Here is an 18,524-nt window from a genome sequence, read left to right as displayed (position 1 = left end):
ACCGTCAGTCGGCGACCGTGACCTCTTTCCAGAAGGCGACGTAGTTGCTGTAGTCCTGGCCGACCCGCTCGAATGAGGCCGGGTACGGCGTGGGATAGCTGAACGCCCGGTCCTGCAGCAGGGCGTCGCCGTTCTTCACGCTGAAGTACTGGCATTCGCCCTTCCAGGAGCAGGTGTACTGGGTGGGGCTCTTCACCAGCAGGTCGGCGTTCACCGACGCCGGCGGGAAGTACCAGTTGCCTTCGATCCTGACCAGGTCGTCCTGCGGTGCTTCGGCGAGAACGGTGCCGTTGAGTACTGCCTTCATGGGAGCTTCTCCTTGGGTCGGTGCCGGGCGTCTCGGCAGTCGGCCGAGGCCGTGCTCCGGCCGTGCTGGGGGGAACGTCAGGCCGGGAAGGTGAATTCCCGCAGCAGCGGGATCCCAGCCGATTCACGGCCGGCGTGCGACGCGACCGTCGCCCGGTCCGGCGCGCCGATCGCGGCCGCCACCTCGGCCTGCCGCCCGTCGGCGACGAGGGCGAGGGCCGTCTCCGAAGCGGTGATCAGGTGCCGCAGCGCCTGCCGGAGCCCGGTGAAGCTCGCGGCGGCCGCCGCCGCCTCCGGCGAGACGTGGTCGATCCCGAGGCCCGCGAGCGCGTCGATGACCGCGCCGGCGAGGAGGAAGTCCTCGACCGCGAACCGGGCAGTGCCGTCGTTGCGCCGCTCGCCCACCGCGATCACCGCGACGGCGAACCGGTCGGCCTTCTCCGCCTGCCGATTGAGCACCCATTCGGCGACGCGCTCGGCCGTGCCGAGATCGGCCCCGATGACCTGGTGCGCGGCCAGCCGGGTGGGGATGCCTTGCGCGTAGCCGGTGGGCGGCAGCGCGTCGGCCAGGATCACGACGTCCGCCTGCCCGGCGAGGGCCTGGAAGCCGACGAGGCCGACGTCGAAACGGACCTGGTATTTCTGCTGGGGCTCGGCGGCAATCACGTCACCAGAATATCGGCAATGGCCCGGCGGACGGGAACCCTGCGGGCGCAAGCTAGTGGACGTCGAACCGGGCCAGCGCGTCGGCATCCGTCGCCAGCGTCATCGCCCGACGCGCGCCGTCCAGCGCCGCGACCGGGTCGGTCTCGGCCACCGCGAGGGTGAGCTGGCGCTCGGACTCGGCCAGGCGCGTGCGCGCCTCGGCGCCGACGCGTCCTGGGTGCCCGGTGATGAAGTCGCGGGTGACGGTGAGCTGGCTGCGCACGGCGAGCAGCGCGCCGGAGAGGGCGCCGCGGGCGTTGTCGAGGCGAAGCTGCCGGTTGCGGGCGTCCGAACGGATGACGTCCAGCCCGTCCATGGCTTCCCGGAGCCTGGCGAGGTCGGCGGCCGGATCGCTGAGGCGCTCCGGCCGGCGCAGCTCGCCCAGCGCCGCGTCCGCCTCGGCGATGACACGGTTCAGGTCTGTGCGGGCCTCGGACTCCTCGTGCGCGTCGCGCAGCGTGCGCGCCTCGGCCAGTTCGGCGTCGGCAGCGTCGAGTGCCCGGGTGAGGGCGGCGAAGCCGAGGTGCAGCCGGTCTTCTCCGGTCTCGATCGCGTCGAGCAGCTTGCCGCCCCGGAAGAGGCCGTGCTCCGCCGCCTGGAGCTGGTCGCCGACCGGGCGGGCGGCGTCGGCGGCGAGCTGGGCCGCCGCCGCGTCCGTGGCGGAGCGCGCCTCGTCGAGGGCGGCCTGGGCGCGGCCGGCGTTGTCGCTGATCGAGGCGAGCGCGGCCGCCGAGTACGTGTGGGAGAGGCGGGCGAGGCTGGCCGCCCCCGCCGCGACGCGGTCGGCGACCCGGTCGAGGCGGCGCTGCAGCTTTTCGAGCAGAAGCGGCGCATCCCGTTCGAGGCCCCGCCGCGACGAGAAGTCACGGGCCTGGGCCTGGATCCGCACGGTGGCCTCGTCGGCGAGCTGGGCGATCTGCTCGGTCCAGCGGCGGCGTTCGGTTTCACTGTCGGGGATGCCGTCGTCGAGCTTCTGCTGCAGCGCGAAGGCTTCCTTGAGCTGGCGGGTGGACAGGGCGAGCGCGGCGGCGAAGTCACGGGTGGCCCCCTCCCCGAACTGGGCGAGGGCGAAGGCGAGTTCGTCGGCGTTGGCTTCGATCAGGTCATCAGCGCGGACCAGGGCGATCGCGGCGGCGCGGGAACGTTCGGCGGCGGCCTCCGCCAGGGCGAGGTCGCGGGCCCTGGCCCGGCGCCGGGCCAGGCCGACCAGCAGCGCCACGACGACGCAGACCACCCCGAGAACGATGGCCGAGGGCACCCACCAGAGTTCGCCAGTCATACCGGCGAGTCTAGCCAACGCCGGGGCCAGGTCTCCGCAGCGAAACCGCCGATCCTGAGCCCATTCGCCGGCACCGCGGAGGGCACCGGATGCGGCGCCGGACGACCGGCTAGCCGCGCCGCATCTGGCGGCGGATCAGGTCGTAGTCGTGCCGGGAGATCTCGATCAGGCCGCGCCGGAGCTGGTAGCCCCAGTCGGGATCGTCGCGGGTGAATTCGAGCACGGTGAGCAGCGGGCGGATCGACGCGGCGACGGCATCCGTGTCGTAGTCGACCGGGTGCCGCCACGGCCGGTAGGACCCGGACCCCGCCTGGCCGGCCTGGCCCGTGCGGCCCGGGGCACCCTCGGCGATCCACCCGATCGCGGTGAACTCGCGCAGGGTCTCGCCATCGGATTCGGTCTTCGGCGAGTAGTAGACCACGCCGTCGGATTCGCGCATCTCCTCGAGGGCCGCCCGCGACCCGTGATTGGCCTGCGCGAGCCCCATCGAGACTCCGCGGAGCACCTGCTCACGCGGCGCGACTCCCAGCCAGTATCGAATTGCCACCCTCTTAGTTGTACTGCATCAGGATGCGCCACAGACTAGGGGCATGCGTGTACTGCTGAAAGAGATACTCGACTGCTCCCCCGATGCCGCATGGCGCGCCCTGCGCAGCCCCGCCGTCTTCCGGGAGGTGAGTTCGCCCGTGGTGAGCGCCGAATCGCTCGAGGCAGGCGGGTTCCCGACCGTCTGGGAACCCGGCGAGCACCCGGTGGGCCTGAACGCGCTCGGCCTCGTGCCGATGGGCGAACAGGTGATCCGGCTGACCATGGAGACCACCCGGAAGGACGGGGTGCGCATCCTGCGCGACACGGGCCGCGGTGTCTCCGGCGCGCTCGCCTCGGTCACCCTCTGGGACCACCGGATGGCCGTCGCCCCCGACCCGGCCGGCACGGGGAAGACCCTGTTCCGCGACCAGCTGATCTTCCGGACCGGTGCGCTCACCCTCGCCAGCTGGCCTGTGTTCTGGGCCCTCTGGCAGTGGCGGATGCGCCAGCTCCGGCGCCTGGCCCCGACCTGGCGGCTCGACCTCGGCGTCGACCTGCCGTCCGATGACGGCGCCTCGGCTGACTCGTCGGCAGCGGCCGACGCCTCGGCCGGCGCTGTGTCCGGCGCCGATTCCGCCGCCGTTTCCGGGGTGACCGAATGACCACCACGCTCGGCGCCCTCCAGGTGGCCGACTGGCGCCGCCGGGTGTTCGGCCTCTACGCCGGGGTGCGCCAGCTCAGCGCTCACGACCCCGCGGCCGGCCACGAACTGTGGCGCAGCGGCCGCGACGACCTGTTCGCGGGGCATCCGTCGTCGCCGTTGATGCCCGACGACCGGTCCGCGTTCACCGGCCTGCCCGTAGCGGCCTACGACCCCGACTGGCGGTTCGAGGTGGAGGTGCACCGGGCCGAGCAGCCGCATCGGATCCAGGTGGACACGGGCACGGATGGCACGGTGCCGTTCGACCTCGTCGGCACCGTGCGCCTGCCCTACCTCGGCGCGATCGACCTGTGGCGCCTGGCCAGCTACGGCGGCGGGCTCTTCCTGCCGGTCAAGGACGGCCTGGCCGGCAAACCCGGCGGAACGTACGGCGGCGGCCGGTACCTGCTCGACACCGTCAAGGGCGCCGACCTCGGTCCGGGCGCCGACGACGACACCCTCGTGCTCGACTTCAACTTCGCCTACAACCCGTCCTGCGCCTACGACCCGATGTGGGCCTGCCCGCTGCCGCAGGCCGGCAATGTCGTGGCCGTCGAGGTGCCCGTCGGCGAGCTGTACGCCGGCGCGGAACACGGCTGAGGCCGTTCCTGGGAAGCCGCTTGACAGCATCCGCTAGAGTGGGAGCTTGCGAATGCGTAGTTGCGTTTGCTGCGTCGTAGAACGCCCTCTTCTTTCTTTCTCCGTCGGTCCACTCGTGGGCCGGCCGGATTTTGCGAATGAAACCTTCTTACGGCGAACGGATGTGCCCATCGGCACCTTCGCCATGTGAATCCTCCTGGCTCCGGCCACTGCCTTTGCGCAAAACCGGTCCGCGTGAGGAATCTGATGCCCGAAAGGCACCACTTTGTCTGAAACTTCCTTTGGCACGCTCGGCGTGCCGGCTCCCCTCGTCGCCGTTCTCACGGCGCAGGGAATCGACAGCCCCTTCCCGATCCAGGTCGACACCCTGCCCGACACCCTGAACGGCCGCGACGTGCTCGGCCGCGGCAAGACCGGCTCGGGCAAGACCCTCGCCTTCGCACTGCCGATGGTCGCGCGCCTCGGCGGAAAGCTGTCCGGCGGCAAGCGCCGCCCGGGCCGCCCGCTCGGCCTGATCCTCGCCCCGACCCGCGAGCTCGCCACCCAGATCACCAACGCGCTCACCCCGCTGGCCGAAGCTTACGGCCTCAACACGACGACCATCTTCGGTGGCGTCTCCCAGGGCCGTCAGGTCTCCGCCCTCAAGGCCGGCGTCGACATCGTCGTGGCCTGCCCCGGACGCCTCGAGGACCTCATGAAGCAGGGCTTCGTGAGCCTCGATGCCGTCGAGATCACCGTGCTCGACGAGGCCGACCACATGGCCGACCTGGGCTTCCTGCCCGTCGTCACGCGCATCCTCGACAAGACGCCGAGCAGCGGCCAGCGCCTGCTGTTCTCCGCCACGCTCGACAACGGCGTGGACAAGATCGTGCGCCGCTTCCTGCACAACGAGGTTCTGCACTCCGTCGACGAGGCCACCAGCCACGTCTCCGCGATGACCCACCACGTCTTCGAGGTCGACGGCGTCGAATCCAAGAAGGCCCTGATCGAGAAGCTCGCGTCGGGCACCGGCCGTCGCATCCTCTTCATGCGCACCAAGCACCACGCCAAGAAGCTGGCCAAGGCCCTCACCGAGGCCGGCATCCCCGCCGTCGACCTGCACGGCAACCTGTCGCAGGTGGCCCGTGACCGCAACCTCGCCGCGTTCAGCGCCGGCGACGTGAGCGTTCTCGTCGCCACGGATGTCGCGGCGCGCGGTGTGCACGTCGACGACATCGAACTCGTCATCCACGTCGACCCGCCGGCCGAGCACAAGGCGTACCTGCACCGCTCGGGCCGCACCGCCCGCGCCGGCAGCGCCGGTGACGTCGTCACGCTGGTTCTCCCGGAACAGCGCCGCGACACCGACGCGCTCCTGCGCAAGGCCGCCATCAAGGTGACACCGCAGCGCGTGAACGCGGACTCCCCCGCCGTCGCCGCACTCGTCGGCGACGTCGCCGCGTACGTCAAGCCGCTTCCCCGCACCGAACAGCCGCAGCGCCAGTCGCAGGGCGGCCGTTCACAGGGCGGCGGACGCTCGCAGGGCGCCAACGCCCAGCGCAAGCGCGACGAGCGCGACAGCGGCACCCGTGGCGGCCGTGACGGCGGCCGCGGCCGCAGCGGCGACTCCGTGCCGGCCGGCGGCTCTGCCCGCCAGGACCGTGCCGGACGCCCCGCGGCATCCGGTCGCAGCCACTCCCCGCAGGGGAACGGCGGAGCGGCCCGCACCGGCCAGGGCTCAGGACGCTCCGGCGGACTGCAGGTCGGCGGCCTCGTGCGCGGTGCCGGCTCGACCGGCGGCGCCCGCCGCTCGGCTCCCCGTCGCGCCCAGGGCTAACCGTCCCGCGCGGTCGGTTTGCCGCACTCCAGCTCATTGAAACGGGCCGGCCTCCCCCGAGGCCGGCCCGTTTTCCGGTTTCTGGTCTTGTCGGGGGGGGGGGATTCCGACCCCGCATGTGCCCGCTGCGGGCCGTACACCGTGCATAACTCCTGCTATTCGCACCGGGTGGTGCGCGCATCCGCAGCAATTGGCGTCGGCAGATTCGGCCGAACCCGATTTGCAGGAGTTATGCGCAATGGCCGGACGAAGACCGGCCGGCCGAGCGGCACCAGGGTGGCACGGGAACGTCAAAGGGGCGGCCTGGTCTGAGCTAGTCTCGGGTCATGGTCACCACAGCGCTCATCCGTCCCGTCGTCGAATCGGATGCCGAGAGCCTCGGCCGCGTGCACGCCACCTGCTGGCATGAGACATACGACAACCAGCTCAGCGCCGCCGCTCTCGAGCAGCTCCAGCCCGCGCGCCTGGCCGCGATGTGGCGGCGTTTCAGCTCACAGGGGCCGCAGTACCGGCAGGTCGCCGCGCTCGTCGACGGCGCGATCGTCGGCTTCGCCGGCAGCGGTCCGGCCCGCGATGCCGACAAGCCGGCCCCGACGGAGCTCTACTTCATCTACCTGCTGGATGCCTACCACGGCACCGGCATCGGCCAGCAGCTCTTCGACGCCGTCATCGACGAGGGACCGTCGTGCCTGTGGGTCGCCGCCGAGAACGCCCGGGCCCACTCGTTCTACAAGCGCAATGGCTACGCCCCGGACGGCCACGAGCAGGACCAGGAAGTCCTCGGCGAGGAACTGCACGAGGTGCGCCTGGTGCGGCCCCGGTCACTCGCCCGGCGCCTGTCGCTCGCCACCGCCGAATAGCGCCCCGCGCCGGTCTGGCGCCGGCGCCGCCGGCGCGCGGACGGTCGGGATGGAGATTTTTCGCGACCCGCCGCATCCGTCGTCGGCAAGCTCGGCGTGGCGCGAGTTTCTCCACCCTGAACGAGAGCGGAGCGCTTCTGCCGGGCTAGCGGAGCTGCCCGACCGACGCCAGCGCCATCCGGAGGAGGGCGCCGCGGCCCCCCTCCATCTCCGCGGAGACGGCCTCAGAGGAGGCCTCGGCCGGCGTCATCCAGGTGAGCTCGAGGGCATCCTGGCGCGGGTCGCAGGTGCCGGTGACCGGCACGACGTAGACCATCGAGACCGCGTGCTGGCGGTCATCCGTGAACGCGGTGATGCCGGGCATCGGGAAGTACTCGGCCACCGTGACCGGCACCGGGCTGGTCGGCAGCTGGGGGAACGCCATCGGGCCGAGGTCCTTCTCCAGGTGGCGGAACAGCGCGTCGCGCAGGGTCTCCCCATAGAGGACGCGGCCGGAGACGAGCGTGCGGGTCATCTCGCCGGTCGGCCTGGCTCGGAGCAGCACTCCGACAGAGACGACCTGGCCGAGCCCGTCGACCCGTACGGGAACGGCTTCGATGTAGAGGATCGGCAGCCGGCGCCGGATCTCCGCCAGTTCGACGTCGGTGAGCCAGCCCGGGTTCACGTTCGGCGGCGGTACACCGTCGGGGCCAGGCGTCCAGTCCGGATCAGGGTCAGGGGTGCGCACGCTCATGAGTTCATTCTGTCCTACCCGGCGAGCGGATGCGCGGCCCCGCCCCTCGTGAACGGCCAACCAGCAGGGCCGGACCCCGGATTTCGCCCGCGGAACACGCCGGCGAACGCCGCCACCCGGTACAGTCGGCCTCGTGAACAGTCACACGGCAGTCGCGGAGCGGGATCGCGCCCTGGGCGCGTTCTACGGCCTGGCCCTCGGCGACGCGCTCGGCATGCCGACCCAGTCGATGTCCAGGGCTGAGATCCTGGCCGACTACGGCTCCATCGCGGGTTTCCGGGACGCGGGCCCGCGTCAGCGGATCGCCGCCGGGATGCCGGCCGGCAGGGTCACGGACGACACCGAGCAGGCCGTGCTGCTGGCCGGGCTGCTCATCGAGGGCCGCGGCCGCGTCGACCCGCGGGTGTTCGCGGCCCGCCTGCTCGATTGGGAGCAGGGGATGCGGGCCCGCGGTTCGCTCGACCTCCTCGGCCCGTCCACGACGGCCGCGCTGGGCCGCCTCGCCGGCGGTGAGTCACCGTTGACGAGCGGCCGGTTCGGCAGCACCAACGGCGCCGCAATGCGGATCGCCCCGGTCGGCATCGCGTTCGGCCTGGAACCGCTGGGCGCGTTCGTCGACGCGGTCACCGAGGCGAGCCTGGTCACCCACAACACCACCCTCGGCATCGGCAGCGCGGCCGCGGTCGGCGCGGCGGTGAGCGCCGGCGTCGCCGGGGCAACCCTCACGGGCGCCATCGAGGCCGCGGTCAGCGCCGCCGCGGAGGGCGAACGCCGCGGGCACTGGGTGGCGGGGGCGTCGATCGCCGCGCGCATCCGCTGGGCCGTCGCCCACCTCGCGGGAATGCGGGAGGACGACCAGGCGGATGCCGTGTGCGCCCTGATCGGCACCTCCGTCGCGGCCCAGGAGTCGGTGGTCGCCGCGCTCGCGCTGGCCGCGGTCTCCCGCGACGCCTGGCGAACCCTCTGCCTCGTGGCAGGTCTCGGCGGCGACACCGACACCATCGCCGCGATCTGCGGGGCGGTGCTCGGCTCCGTGCACGGCCTGCGAGCCTGGCCGACGGCCGAAGTGGACACGCTCGGCCTGGTCAACGACCTCGAGCTGGCCCCGCTGGTCGACGGGCTCCTCGAGCTGCGCCGGGAACACCGTGGCTGAGCCTCCCCGCCTCGTTTTCACCGGCAACGTCATCGTCGACGTGGTGCTGACCATCGACCGGCTGCCCGAGGCCGGGAGCGACACCCTCGCCTCCTCGTCCCGGCTCACGGCCGGCGGCGGCTTCAACACCATGGCCGCCGCCCGGCGCGACGGTCTGGCGGTGACGTTTCTCGGCCGTTACGGGCAGGGGCCGTTCGGCGACATCGTGCACGCCGCGCTGGGCGCCGACGGCATCGAGGCGGCCCAGCCGGCGCTGCCCGGCCTTGACAGCGGCTACTGCGTCGTCCTGGTCGACGACTCCGCCGAGCGCACCTTCGTGACCTGGGTCGGCGCCGAGGGGCGGCTCGACCGGGGCGACCTCGACTTGGCCGAGGTGCGCCCCGGCGACCTCGTGTACGTGTCGGGGTACAGCCTCGCGCATCCGGCGAACGCCGCCGCGATCCCCGGCTGGCTGCGCGAGCTGCCTCCCGCCGCCCGGGTGATCACCGACCCGTCGCCGCTCATCGCTACCCTCGACCCGGCCACCCTCGCCGAGGTGATGGCCCGCACCGACGTGTTCAGCGCGAACGCACGCGAGGCCCGGCACCTGACCGGGACGGGCGAGCCCGGTGACGCGGCGGCCCGCCTGGTCGGCAGCATCCGTCCCGGCGGCTTCGTCGTCGTGCGCGACGGCCGGAACGGATGCTGGCTCGCCGGCGACACGCTCGGCCTGCTCCCCGTGCACGTGCGGGGTTTCACCGTGCATGTCGTGGACACGACCGGCGCCGGCGACACCCACTGCGGGGTTCTCGCCGCCGCGCTGGCCCGTGGGCTGACGCCGCGGGAGGCGGCCCGGCGGGCGAACGCGGCGGCCGCCCTGGCCGTGACCCGGCCCGGGCCGGCGACCGCGCCGGCGGCCGCCGCGATCGACGCGTTCCTGCGCGACGCCGGCGCACCGGCGGCTGAACACCCCGACGCCTGAGCACACCGGAGGCTGAGCGCCCCGATGCCTGAACACCCCGGCGCGATCACAGCGCCGGACGCGCCGGCCCCCGCCGCAGTGGAAGACTGGGACCAGTCGCCGCGAGCCGGCAGCCACCCGAAACGAAAGGTCCGAGATGGGCAACAGCGAACAGGGCAACCCCGAGCGGATCCAACCAGAGCGGATCGAACCGGCCGCCGAGCGGATCGAAGCGATCGACCCGGAGGCCGTGCTCTGGTCATCCGGCCCCGCGGACCGGGGCGGCCGCCCCCTGCTGCTGATCCTGCACGGCTACGGCTCGCACGAGGGTGACCTCTTCTCCCTCGCGCCGCATCTTCCGTTGCACCCGGTGATCGCGGCCCTCCGCGCGCCGCTCTCGGCCGGTCCCGGCTGGGCCTGGTTCCCGATCGGTGCGGCCGGGGCGACGGTCAACCCCGGGGCGCCGAGCGCCGACGCCCTCACCGCGGCCGCCTCCGGCGTGCTGGCCTGGCTCGACGCCCTGCCGGAGCAGCCGACCTCGGTGGGCCTGCTCGGCTTCTCCCAGGGCGGAGCGATGGCCCTCCAGTTGCTGCGCCAGGCGCCCGACCGGTTCGCGTTCGCGGTACAGCTGTCGGGTTTCGTGGGCCGCAGCGAGCATCCGGGCGACGTCCGACTGGCCGAACTGCGCCTCCCGGTCTTCTGGGGTCGTGGCACGGCCGACCCGGTGATCCCCCAGGATGCGATCGAACGCACGCAGGCCTGGCTGCCGGGCCACTCCGACCTCACCGAGCGCATCTACGAGGGGATGGGGCACTCCATCTCGCAGGCCGAACTCGGCGAGATCGTCGGCTTCCTGCGCGAGCAGTACGCGAGGCTCGCTGTCTGACCGGTGGCCGCGCGGGCCGGGCAGCCTCTCCGCGGGTCAGCGGCCAGCGGCTTAGCGGCCGCGGCCGGCCTTTTCGTTCTGGGCGGCCTGGCGAACGATGTGCGCCGCCTTGCGGGCACGCTCGGCGTCGCGGTCCTTGACCCGGATCTGCTCTTCGCGGACCTCGAACTGGGTCGCGCGCTCGGTGACCAGCCAGGCCGGCGGCTGCTGCAGCAGGGCCAGGATCTCGGCCGTGGTGAGCGGCTCCGTCACCTTGCCACGCACGAGGCCGGAGATCGACACGCCGAGCTTGGCCGCCACGACCTGCTTCGGGTGTGGGCCGTTGGCACGCAATTCGAGCAGCCACTCCGGCGGGTTCGCGTCCAGCGCGGCCAGGTCGGTGCGCGAAATGGGCGAAGACTGGAAATCCTCCGGGGCTGCTTCGAGCAGAATCCCGAGCTTCTGGGCCGCCGTGGCGGGCTTCATGGTCTGGGTCTTCTTCTCGGTCATTAGTCAAGCGTATAGCCTGAGAGCGGTATCGATCCGGCGGGTCGGCACCGATCAAACCGAACCAGAGAGGATGCCGGTGACTTTTTCCATTGCCTTCGTCGCCGGTGTGACCCCCACCAAGTGGACTCGCATCTGGGCCGAACGCCGACCCGACCAGCCGCTCGAGGTCTTCCGCACGGAACCCGCGGAGCAGGACCAGGTGCTCCGCGACGGTCGCGCCCAGGTCAGCCTGGTGCGGCTGCCCATCGACGAGACCGACCTGAGCCTGATCGCCCTGTACCGCGAGATCCCCGTGGTCGTCGCGGCGAAGGACCACTTCATCGCCGACCAGGACAGTGTTCTCGTCGCCGACCTGGCCGACGAGCACCTCCTGCAGGACCCCGACGCCGTGCCGGAGTGGCGTGCGGTGGCGACCGAGCTCCGCGACGGCACCCGCCGCGCTCTGCCCAAGATGCGCGACCTCGATGAGGCGATGGAACAGGTCGCGGCCGGGGTGGGCATCCTGATCGTCCCCCACTCGATCGCCCGGCTGCACAGCCGAAAGGATGTCGTGTCCCGGCCGGTCGAGGACGTGGCGGAAAGCCAGGTGTCCCTGGCCTGGCTCTCGAGCGAGACGACCGAGGATGTCGAGGAGTTCATCGGCATCGTGCGCGGGCGCACGAAGGACAGCTCGCGGATCGACTCGCTGCCGGCCGAACGGGTGAAGAAGGAAAAGAAGACCGACAAGGCGAAGGCTGCCGCGAAGGCGGTGCGCGTCGCCGCCGCGAAAGCGAAGCCGGCCGTCTCCCGGAAGACCCCGAGCGCGCCCGGCCGCACCCGCCCCACCGCGAGCCCGAAGAAGGGCAAGCGCCGCGGCTCCCGCTAGCCGGCGGGCCTGGCAGCCGGGCGCCGGCGGCCGCTGCGAACCGGTCTGCGCCACCGCGGCGACTCGCGCTCGGCGGTTAGCTGATATAAGCTCAACGGGCTCCACGATTTGCCGGCTGGAGATTCATTTCGGTCTCGAGGAGTTTCAGTGGGGGAAGTCATCCGCTGGGCGATGGCACCCGTCATGCGCGCGTGGATCGCCGCCAGGACGCGCGACTACCACACCTTGCCACGGCCGAGGGATGCCCCGCAGGCCCACGCCGCCGGCATCAACAGTGATCGAATCCTGCTCTTCGGCAGCGGGCCTGCGGTCGGCTGGGGTGTGGTCAGCCACGACCTCGCCTTGCCGGGCTCGCTCGCGCGGGCGCTGTCGGCGCGCACGGGGCGCGGCACCGACGTCGACGTCGTTCCGAGTCCGGCGGTCACGATCAGGTCCGCCCGCGCCGAACTCGCCGGGCTGAAGCTGTGGCGCTACGACGCCGTCGTGGTCAGCGTCGGCACGACCGATGCCGTCGGCCTGATCTCGCCCCGGGTCTGGCAGCGTGAACTCCAGGCGATCCTGGACCAGCTCAGTCGCAGCACCTCCCGGACCACCCGCATCTTCGTGCTCGGCGTGCAACCCATCCGTTCGATCGCGGCCTATGACACCGCCCTGGGCTCCCTGGGCGCCACGCATGCACGGGCATTGAACGACCTGACCGGCGCGGTCTGCGCCCCCCTCCCGGACGCGCACTTCGTCGCCATGCCGGCCGGCCGGGCCCGCACGCCCGGCCGCATCCGCACGGCGGCGGACTACGCCGCCTGGGCCGAGAACCTCGCCGACTCGATGAAGGGGCCGCTCGACGCGGAACATCACAACGGCCCGTCCTCCGAGATCGACCACGACGGTTCACCGACCGGCCATCCCGAGTGGCCCGGCCCCGAGGGGGCGCGCGCTGTCATCGCCCTGGGTCTCCTCGACACCGACCCGGAGGAACGTTTCGACCGGGTCGTGGCGCTGGCGCGGCGCTCCTACGGCACCCGTTCGGCCGCGTTCACCTTCGTCGACGGGGACCGGCTGTGGGACAAGTCCAACCTGGGCGAGGCACCCAGGGTCTATCCGCTCGCCGGTTCGGTCACCGCCATCGCGGTCCGCTCCCCCGGCGCGCTGGTCATTCCGGACACACTGCTCGACCCGCGCACCCGCGAGCATCCCCTCGTGGTTGGCGAGCCGCACACCCGCTTCTACGCCGGCTTCCCGGTGGAAGCAGAATCCGGTGAGCGGATCGGCGTGCTCAGCGTGTTCGACCCCTCGCCTCGGTCTCCCGACGAGATCGACACCGTACTGCTGCGCGAACTCGCCCTGCTGATCCAGGCCGAACTGCGCCGGCGCCCCGAGTAGACGGCGCCGGGCATTCCAGGCCGGTGCGGTTCAGAGCCGGCCGACCGGCTGTCGCAGCACCGTCTTGAGCCTGGCCGGCTCGGTCCGCCGTGGATCGCTGAGATACACCTCGTGGTGCCGGCCGTTCAGGCGCAGCCCGTTCGCGGCGAGGAAGTCACCGTGCAGGGCGGCGAGCACCGGCGCCTCGTCATCGTAGGGGCCGAGGTGCAGCAGTTGGGCGGAGAGTCCCTCGTCGAGGGTCTCGGTGCGCACCCTGGCGAGGGCAGGCAGCTTCTTCTTCGCGCTCGCAGCCGCGATGACCTGGCCGACGAAGGCATCCGTCACCCAGTCGGGCTCGCTGATCAGCATGGTCCAGTGCCACTGCGACTTCGACCCCGCGGTGAAGACGGATGCGTCGTCGGCGTACCAGAGGCCCTCCAGCGGCGCCACGACCGCGTCACGCCCGAGCTCGCGCTTGGCCTGGAACTTGATGCCGTAGGCCACCGCGTAGAGGGCCTCGACGGCCTCCGCGTAGGCAGTCGCCGTGTTCGGGTCGCCGCTCCCGTCGACGGCGATGAACCGTTGCGGTGGGACCTCGACGAGCTCCCACTCCCGGTTCGCCGGCGCGTAGAAGGGCTTGAGCGCCTTCTTCACGTCCCACGGGCCCGCCCCCGCCGGCGCGGTGTTCCGCGGCGCCCGGAGCTTGCCGGTGCGCCGGTCGGTCCTGAACGGCACTTCGGCGCTCACGCCGGAGCCCCGTCGTCCTGGCGCAGGTCGTCCTGGCGCAGGTCGTCCTGGCGCAGGTCGTCCTGGAGCACGTTCTGGAGCACCGAGAGGATGTTGCCGGCCGGGTCGGTGAACCAGGCGATCTGCGGTCCCCGCGGGTCATGGGCGATGCCCTTGTCGTCCTGGGGAGACCCCGGGTAGCGTTCGAAGCTCACCCCGCGGGCGAGGAGGGCGTCGACGGCCGCGTCGATGTCGCTGACGGCGAAGTTGAGGATGGTGAACACGGCCGGCACATGGTCCGGCTTGGGGTACACCATCACCTCGGCTCCGCCGGGCAGCTCCAGCCGCAGCAGGCCCATCCCGCCATCCCGAACGGTGAGTCCGAGGGTGTCGGCGTAGAAGGCGCGGGCCGCGTCGATGTCGGGAACGGCGAAACCGCTGAAGGCGGCGACGATACCGAGGCCCGGTGTGGTCTGTGGCTCTGTCATGTCAGTCTCCATAGGTCGGTGGGATCCGGGTCGGTGGGATCTGAGCCGCCGGAGCGTGGCCGCCGGTCACCGGGAGCTGATCGAGGCGAACTTGCGGATGCACAGCGGCACGAACACCAGCAGCATGACACTGATCCCGATCAGCACGGTGGCGATCGGGTTCTGCATCGTCCAGATGTCGGGAACCGGCGCCGTACCCTCGTTGCCGAACAGCTGACGGGCCGCCTGCACGAGGGAGGAGACGGGGTTCCACTCCGCGAAGATCCGCAGGGGGGTCGGGAGGGTGTCGCTCGGCACGAAGGCGTTTGAGACGAAGGTGAGCGGGAAGAGGATCAGGAACGAGGCGTTGTTGATGACCTCCGGGCTCTTCACGCTCATCCCCAGCAGTGCCATCACCCAGCTGAACGCGTAGCTGAACAGCAGCAGCAGTCCGATCCCGGCCAGGAACTCGGGCGCTGAGGAGTTCACCCGCCAGCCGACCGCGAGGCCGGTGCCCATCATGATCACCATCGAGATCGTGTTGAGCACGAGGTCGCTGTTGGTGCGGCCGATCAGCACGGCCGAGGAGCTCATCGGCAGGCTCCGGAACCGGTCGATGATGCCTTCCTTGAGGTCCTGGGCCATCGCCGAGCCGGAGAACGTCGAACCGAAGACCACGGTCTGGGCGAAGATGCCGGCCATCAGGAATTGCACATAGTCGGTTCCCTGCACCGAGATGGCCCCGGCGTAGACCTGGCTGAAGAGGAGCACGAACATGATCGGCTGGATGACGGCGAAGACGAGCATGTCGGGCGACCGCTTGATCTTGATCAGGTTGCGCTTGGTCACCGTCCAGCCGTCGGAGTACCACATCGACAGCGGGTTCCAGGCGGGGAGGGTCGCGGCGACGCTCATTTGACGGTCTCCAATTCGGCGTCTTCGGCCTGCTGGGCGGCCTTGTCGGCCTTGTGGCCGGTGAGTTTGAGGAACACGTCATCGAGGGTGGGCCGGCGCATCCCGGCGTCGTGCAGGCCGATCTTCGCCTCGCCGAGCGCCGCGAGCACGTGCTGCAGCACGAGCGGGCCGTCGTTCACGGCGACCTCGAGGCCGCGGCCGTCGGTGGTCACGATCGGTTCGCCGTCGCCGAGCCTGGCGAGGATGCCGCGGGCGGTGTCGCTGTCCGCGGCGTCGACGAGGGCGATCTCCAGCCGGTGCCCGCCGATCTGCGCCTTGAGCTGGTCGGAGGTGCCCTCGGCGATCACCCGGCCGTCGTCGATCACGACGATGTCATCGGCGAGCTGGTCGGCCTCTTCGAGGTACTGGGTGGTGAGCAGCACCGTGGTGCCGTCGGCAACGAGGCCTTTGATCACCTGCCAGAGCGCGATCCGGCTGCGCGGGTCGAGTCCGGTGGTGGGTTCATCGAGGAACAAGACCTTGGGATTGATCACGAGGGCGCCGGCGAGGTCGATCCGGCGGCGCATGCCACCTGAGAAGCCCTTGACCGGTCGGTTTCCGGCGGCCGTGAGCTCGAACAGGTCGATCAGCTCCTGGGCCCGGCGCCGGGCCAGCGCCCCGCCGAGGTGGTAGAGCCGGCCGACCATTTCCAGGTTCTCGAACCCGGTCAGGTTCTCGTCGACGGCCGCGTACTGGCCCGACACCCCGATGATTCGCCGCACGCCCTTCGGGTCGGCCACGACGTCGATCCCGTCGACGAAGGCGGTGCCGGCATCCGGCCTGATCAGGGTCGTGAGCATTTTCACGACGGTGGTCTTGCCGGCCCCGTTCGGGCCGAGCAGGGCCTTGACCGACCCGCGCGGGACGGAGAGGTCGAGTCCGGCGAGAGCGTGCACCGGTCCGCTCTTCGAGCGGTAGGTCTTGGTGAGCCCCCTGGCTTCGATGATGGTCATGAGAGTGTGCCTGCCTGCCCTGGTGCGCTAATGTAGACGTTGTACACATTGTCTTGACCATGGTAACGAGGCAACGGGGCTGTGACAACCATCGGAATTCCACCGGGCGCGAACATCGGCGGCCGGGACACCTACCGGCACGGCGACCTCAGCCGCGCCCTCGTCGAGGCGGGCGTCGAACTCGCCCGGGCGGGAGGTCCGGCCGCGGTGGCGCTGCGGGCGGCCACCCGCCGGGCCGGCGTCTCCCCGAACGCCGCCTACCGGCACTTCGCCGACCGCAGGGCCCTGCTCGAAGCGGTGTGCTCGGCCAGCCAGGGGCGGGTGGCGGAGGCGATCGAGGCCGAACAGGCCCTGGTAGCGGATGCGACGGACCCGGTCGCCGCTGCCCGGTTGCGATTCCGCGCGGTCGGCACCGGCTATCTGCACTTCGCCCTGGCCGAGCCCGGGCTGTTCCAGACCGCGTTCACCGCCTCGACCGACCTGGAGAGCGCGACCAGCGGGTCACGGGCCGGCACCTCCGGCCGCACCCCCTTCCAACTGCTCACCGATGCGCTCGACCGGCTTGTCACCGTGGGCGCCCTCCCGGCGGAGCGTCGGGCAGAGGCCGAGTTCCTGGCCTGGTCGGCCGTGCACGGGCTTGCGATGCTCCTGATCACCGGTCCGCTCCGGGCGCTCGGGCCGGAACAGGCCGAGGGCCTCATCCGCCGGGTCGTCGACATGGTCGAGCAGGGACTCTAACCGCGCCCGGTTCTGCAGGCCGCTGCCGCGGCAGCGGGCTCCGGCTGCCGCAACCGGCGCGGCCCCGGCACTCTCCGACGGGTCAACGCAACTGCACGAGCTCGGTCACGTCGTCCCGGGGCAGCTCGTCGGCGACGGCGGACACCTCGAGGGTGTGCAGCAGCACCCCGCCGCCGATCGTGGTGAGGAAGGCGGTGTCCGCCGCGTCCCGGCCAGTGGCGATCCGCACGAGCGTCTGCCGGGGCGCGAGCGTGGTCGCGTCGACCACGTGCCAGGCGCCGTCCACGAAGGCCTCCGCCACGGCGTGGAAGTCCATCGGCGACAGGCCGGGGGCGTAGACGGACACGAGCCGCGCCGGCACATCCCTGGCGCGCAGCAGGGCGATCACGAGGTGGGCGTAGTCGCGGCAGACACCCTGCCGGGCGAGGAGGGTGCGCACGGCGCCGTCGGTGGGCAGGCTCGCACCGGGAACGTAGGACAGCCGGCTGCCGACCCAGGAACTGACCCCGGCCAGCAGGTCCAGCCCGGCCAGGCCCGAGAACTCGGCCTGCGCGGTCGGCCCGAGCCGGTCGGACTCGCAGTAACGGCTGGGGCGCAGGTACCGGATCAGGTCGACCTCGCCCACGCTCGCCGGAGCAGCCTGGCCCGCCACCTCGACGTGGTACTCGACGTCGACCGGGCCGGCCTGGACATCCGCCAGGTGCAGCCTGGTGCCGTGCTGGTCGACGATCTCACGCACCGCCACGGATGCCCCGGCCTGGCCGATCGAGAGGCGCTCCACCGCGGTGAGGCCGGGCGCGGCCGACCCGGAACCATCCGCGTCGGCGGCAACGGCCACCGACACGACGAGACGCGCCGGCGCCAGGGCTTCGAGGGCCAGATGCGAGGAGGCGGTGCGTTTCATCCCCCGATGATACGCGGCGGCCGGGGACCAAAGGCACTGGCGCCGCACCCGCAACCGGGTGAGAATTGCGGCATGCTCGGCGAACTGAACGACCAACAGATCGAAGATGTGCTGCACGCCGCCGTGATCGGGCGGATCGGCTGCCACGTCGACGACCGCACCTACATCGTCCCGATCACCTACGCCTACTCGGACGGCAGCGTCTACGGGCACAGCGCCACGGGCCGGAAGGTGCGGATGATGCGCGCCAACCCCGCGGTGTGCTTCGAGGTCGAACACGTCGACGACCTGGCGAACTGGCAGAGTGTGATCGCCTGGGGAACCTTCGAGGAGTTGCAGGGCGATGAGGCGGAGGCAGGGATGCGTGCCCTCGCCACTCGACTGTCGCCATTGCTGACCAGCACGACCGCGCAGCCTCACCTCGGCCCGGACGGGACTCCGCTGGCCTCGTCCCACGCGCACGACTCCGGCACTGCGGTGCACGAGAGGCCGGTGCTCTATCGCATCCGGCTCAGCGAGAAGACCGGCCGGTTCGAGAAACGGTGACACCGGGCGGGGGCCTG

Annotated in this window: 22 protein-coding genes; 11 read left to right on the top strand and 11 right to left on the bottom strand. The window is 71.6% G+C overall.

Going from position 1 to position 18,524, the window contains the following annotated elements; all coding sequences use genetic code 11:
- Nucleotides 1-4: 4 nt before the first annotated feature.
- The 4 genes from IWX89_RS01900 to IWX89_RS01885 all read right to left on the bottom strand — a co-directional run bounded on the left by IWX89_RS01900 (nucleotide 5) and on the right by IWX89_RS01885 (nucleotide 2,837).
- Entirely contained in the window at nucleotides 5-307 is a 303-nt protein-coding gene (locus tag IWX89_RS01900; RefSeq protein WP_196901888.1) for a DUF427 domain-containing protein, read from the bottom strand.
- A 77-nt stretch (nucleotides 308-384) separates the two neighbouring features.
- On the bottom strand, nucleotides 385-972 hold the full coding sequence (locus tag IWX89_RS01895) for a hypothetical protein (RefSeq protein ID WP_196901887.1): 588 nt from the start codon (nucleotides 970-972) through the stop codon (nucleotides 385-387).
- Between the two features lie 52 nt (nucleotides 973-1,024).
- A complete protein-coding gene (locus IWX89_RS01890; RefSeq protein ID WP_196901886.1) occupies nucleotides 1,025-2,290 on the bottom strand; it encodes a hypothetical protein in 1,266 nt (421 codons plus the stop codon).
- A gap of 109 nt (nucleotides 2,291-2,399) precedes the next feature.
- Nucleotides 2,400-2,837, bottom strand: coding sequence for an EVE domain-containing protein (locus IWX89_RS01885; RefSeq protein WP_134508308.1), 438 nt, complete (start codon nucleotides 2,835-2,837; stop codon nucleotides 2,400-2,402).
- Nucleotides 2,838-2,880: 43 nt separating this feature from the next.
- On the opposite strand from IWX89_RS01885, the gene IWX89_RS01880 reads away from it, so the two are divergent.
- The 4 genes from IWX89_RS01880 (at nucleotide 2,881) to IWX89_RS01865 (ending at nucleotide 6,794) form a co-directional block, all read left to right on the top strand.
- Entirely contained in the window at nucleotides 2,881-3,480 is a 600-nt protein-coding gene (locus IWX89_RS01880) for a hypothetical protein (protein ID WP_196901885.1), read from the top strand.
- Nucleotides 3,477-4,118 carry a DUF1684 domain-containing protein gene (locus IWX89_RS01875; RefSeq protein ID WP_196901884.1) on the top strand — a complete coding sequence of 214 codons (642 nt, stop codon included), beginning with the start codon at nucleotides 3,477-3,479 and terminating at the stop codon, nucleotides 4,116-4,118. Before IWX89_RS01880 ends, IWX89_RS01875 begins: the two co-directional genes overlap by 4 nt.
- A gap of 265 nt (nucleotides 4,119-4,383) precedes the next feature.
- Nucleotides 4,384-5,934, top strand: a complete 1,551-nt coding sequence (locus IWX89_RS01870) for a DEAD/DEAH box helicase (RefSeq protein WP_196901883.1) — start codon at nucleotides 4,384-4,386, stop codon at nucleotides 5,932-5,934.
- 326 nt (nucleotides 5,935-6,260) lie between these two features.
- Nucleotides 6,261-6,794, top strand: a complete 534-nt coding sequence (locus IWX89_RS01865; RefSeq protein WP_196901882.1) for a GNAT family N-acetyltransferase — start codon at nucleotides 6,261-6,263, stop codon at nucleotides 6,792-6,794.
- A gap of 145 nt (nucleotides 6,795-6,939) precedes the next feature.
- Here IWX89_RS01865 and IWX89_RS01860 read toward each other — a convergent pair whose 3' ends face one another.
- Nucleotides 6,940-7,527: an NUDIX hydrolase family protein gene (locus IWX89_RS01860; RefSeq protein ID WP_196901881.1), complete on the bottom strand. Its 588-nt coding sequence runs from the start codon at nucleotides 7,525-7,527 to the stop codon at nucleotides 6,940-6,942.
- 133 nt (nucleotides 7,528-7,660) lie between these two features.
- On the opposite strand from IWX89_RS01860, the gene IWX89_RS01855 reads away from it, so the two are divergent.
- The 3 genes from IWX89_RS01855 (at nucleotide 7,661) to IWX89_RS01845 (ending at nucleotide 10,506) form a co-directional block, all read left to right on the top strand.
- Entirely contained in the window at nucleotides 7,661-8,680 is a 1,020-nt protein-coding gene (locus IWX89_RS01855; RefSeq protein ID WP_307836340.1) for an ADP-ribosylglycohydrolase family protein, read from the top strand.
- Nucleotides 8,673-9,641, top strand: a complete 969-nt coding sequence (locus IWX89_RS01850) for a PfkB family carbohydrate kinase (RefSeq protein ID WP_196901880.1) — start codon at nucleotides 8,673-8,675, stop codon at nucleotides 9,639-9,641. The genes IWX89_RS01855 and IWX89_RS01850 overlap by 8 nt, the downstream gene beginning before the upstream one ends.
- 136 nt (nucleotides 9,642-9,777) lie before the next feature.
- Nucleotides 9,778-10,506 (top strand): alpha/beta hydrolase, encoded by a 729-nt coding sequence (locus IWX89_RS01845; RefSeq protein WP_196901879.1) that lies wholly within the window; start codon nucleotides 9,778-9,780, stop codon nucleotides 10,504-10,506.
- A gap of 51 nt (nucleotides 10,507-10,557) precedes the next feature.
- Here IWX89_RS01845 and IWX89_RS01840 read toward each other — a convergent pair whose 3' ends face one another.
- Nucleotides 10,558-10,995 carry a DUF5997 family protein gene (locus IWX89_RS01840; RefSeq protein ID WP_196901878.1) on the bottom strand — a complete coding sequence of 146 codons (438 nt, stop codon included), beginning with the start codon at nucleotides 10,993-10,995 and terminating at the stop codon, nucleotides 10,558-10,560.
- A 76-nt stretch (nucleotides 10,996-11,071) separates the two neighbouring features.
- On the opposite strand from IWX89_RS01840, the gene IWX89_RS01835 reads away from it, so the two are divergent.
- A complete protein-coding gene (locus IWX89_RS01835) occupies nucleotides 11,072-11,860 on the top strand; it encodes a LysR family substrate-binding domain-containing protein (RefSeq protein ID WP_196901877.1) in 789 nt (262 codons plus the stop codon).
- 147 nt (nucleotides 11,861-12,007) lie between these two features.
- Nucleotides 12,008-13,240, top strand: a complete 1,233-nt coding sequence (locus IWX89_RS18915) for a GAF domain-containing protein (protein WP_196901876.1) — start codon at nucleotides 12,008-12,010, stop codon at nucleotides 13,238-13,240.
- Nucleotides 13,241-13,270: 30 nt separating this feature from the next.
- On the opposite strand, the gene IWX89_RS01825 is transcribed toward IWX89_RS18915, so the two are convergent.
- The 4 genes from IWX89_RS01825 to IWX89_RS01810 form a co-directional block, all read right to left on the bottom strand.
- Nucleotides 13,271-13,966 (bottom strand): GyrI-like domain-containing protein, encoded by a 696-nt coding sequence (locus IWX89_RS01825; RefSeq protein WP_307836339.1) that lies wholly within the window; start codon nucleotides 13,964-13,966, stop codon nucleotides 13,271-13,273.
- Entirely contained in the window at nucleotides 13,963-14,433 is a 471-nt protein-coding gene (locus IWX89_RS01820; protein WP_196901875.1) for a VOC family protein, read from the bottom strand. The genes IWX89_RS01825 and IWX89_RS01820 overlap by 4 nt, the downstream gene beginning before the upstream one ends.
- Nucleotides 14,434-14,499: 66 nt before the next feature.
- Nucleotides 14,500-15,327, bottom strand: coding sequence for an ABC transporter permease (locus IWX89_RS01815; protein WP_196901874.1), 828 nt, complete (start codon nucleotides 15,325-15,327; stop codon nucleotides 14,500-14,502).
- Nucleotides 15,324-16,319 (bottom strand): ATP-binding cassette domain-containing protein, encoded by a 996-nt coding sequence (locus IWX89_RS01810; protein ID WP_196901873.1) that lies wholly within the window; start codon nucleotides 16,317-16,319, stop codon nucleotides 15,324-15,326. Before IWX89_RS01810 ends, IWX89_RS01815 begins: the two co-directional genes overlap by 4 nt.
- 81 nt (nucleotides 16,320-16,400) lie before the next feature.
- On the opposite strand from IWX89_RS01810, the gene IWX89_RS18910 reads away from it, so the two are divergent.
- The gene (locus IWX89_RS18910) at nucleotides 16,401-17,057 is read left to right on the top strand and encodes a TetR/AcrR family transcriptional regulator (RefSeq protein ID WP_307836337.1); all 657 of its coding nucleotides are present in this window, start codon (nucleotides 16,401-16,403) and stop codon (nucleotides 17,055-17,057) included.
- Nucleotides 17,058-17,139: 82 nt separating this feature from the next.
- Here IWX89_RS18910 and IWX89_RS01800 read toward each other — a convergent pair whose 3' ends face one another.
- Nucleotides 17,140-17,961, bottom strand: a complete 822-nt coding sequence (locus IWX89_RS01800; RefSeq protein WP_196901872.1) for a transglutaminase family protein — start codon at nucleotides 17,959-17,961, stop codon at nucleotides 17,140-17,142.
- A gap of 72 nt (nucleotides 17,962-18,033) precedes the next feature.
- Between IWX89_RS01800 and IWX89_RS01795 the strand changes: the two genes are divergently transcribed.
- On the top strand, nucleotides 18,034-18,507 hold the full coding sequence (locus IWX89_RS01795) for a pyridoxamine 5'-phosphate oxidase family protein (RefSeq protein WP_196901871.1): 474 nt from the start codon (nucleotides 18,034-18,036) through the stop codon (nucleotides 18,505-18,507).
- Nucleotides 18,508-18,524: the final 17 nt, after the last annotated feature.

It is taken from the genome of Cryobacterium sp. MP_M3, assembly GCF_015752155.1.
Classification (GTDB): Bacteria; Actinomycetota; Actinomycetes; order Actinomycetales; family Microbacteriaceae; genus Cryobacterium.
This window is presented reverse-complemented; position numbering and strand designations above follow the sequence as displayed.